General features: G+C 65.4%; 2 pseudogenes. Both read left to right on the forward strand.

Annotated elements, in window-relative coordinates:
• A pseudogene (locus ACFYWI_RS38520) lies at positions 1-88 on the forward strand (IS5/IS1182 family transposase); the annotation flags it as partial.
• A 100-nt stretch (positions 89-188) separates the two neighbouring features.
• Positions 189-1,148 (forward strand): annotated as a pseudogene (locus tag ACFYWI_RS38525) (ISAzo13 family transposase); the annotation flags it as partial.
• Positions 1,149-1,242: the final 94 nt, after the last annotated feature.

Below are 1,242 nucleotides of genomic sequence, written 5' to 3' on the forward strand. Positions count from 1 at the left end.
GGTCCTCCGCAAACTGCGGTGCTCGACCACCCGGATCACCAGCCTCGTCCAGGCCGTCCTCACCCTTCATCTGACCAGCTCAGAGTGAGGTTGGATAAGGCTCAGTGTCACCTGGGTGTTCTCGATCCGACCGGGGGCCTGTATTTCAATTACTGCTCGATGAACGGGTGTTGGCGGGACACTGAGGTGTGACTGCGTGTGCGGCTGCTCAGGCTTCGGTTTTGGCTCTGAGGGCGAAGTTCGACCAATTCCTTCCTCATCTCGATGAGCGACGCCGGCGGATTTACCTGGCCAGCGAAGCTGCCGCGCTTGGCCACGGCGGGATCACGTTGGTGGCGGCCGCTTCTGGCGCCAGTGCGGCCACCGTCGCACGCGGAATCGCCGAGTTGTCCGGGCACCCTTTGCCGACAGGGCGGATCCGGGCTCCAGGAGCCGGCCGCAAGCCGCTGACGGTTACCGACCCCGGTCTGCTGCCCGCGCTTGAATCTCTGATCGAGCCGCACACCCGGGGTGATCCGGTCTTGCCGTTGCGCTGGACCACGCTCTCACTCCGTTCGCTGGCCTCTGCACTGACCATGCAAGACCACCCGGTCAGCGCGGCGACCGTCGCACGCCTGCTGCACTCCCTGGGATACAGCCTGCAGGGCACCGCCAAGACCACGGAAGGCGCCAGTCATCCGGACCGTGATGCCCAGTTCACGCACATCAACGCCACCGCCGTGGCCTTCCTCGAGGGCGACCAGCCGGTGATCAGCGTGGACACCAAGGCCAAGGAGTGGCTCGGTAGCCGCGATCGACCCGGACGGACCTGGCGGCCGGGCAAGAACCCCATCCGTGTCGACTGCCACACGTTCATCACCAGTGACCAGCCCGTGGTCATCCCATACGGGATCTACGACATCGCCCGCAACACCGGCTGGGTCAACATCGGGACCGACCACGACACGGGCGAGTTCGCGGTGGAATCCATCCGCCGCTGGTGGCAGCAACGTGGACGGGACGACCACCCGGACGCCGCCCGGCTGCTGATCACCGCCGACTGCGGTGGTTCCAACGACCCCCGCCGCTGGACATGGAAGAAGCACCTCGCGGCCTTCGCTTTGGAAAGCGGGCTCGAGATCACGGTCTGCCACTTCCCACCCGGAACACAATGCCGTTGCTTGACTACTGAACTATCGCGGGGTGCAGCGTGATGACTTTGGCTGTGACCCGTCGTGTCGGCCGCCGGTCGCGGGTGTTGAT

This window comes from Streptomyces sp. NPDC002889, from assembly GCF_042888425.1.
In the GTDB taxonomy this organism is placed as follows: domain Bacteria; phylum Actinomycetota; class Actinomycetes; order Streptomycetales; family Streptomycetaceae; genus Streptomyces.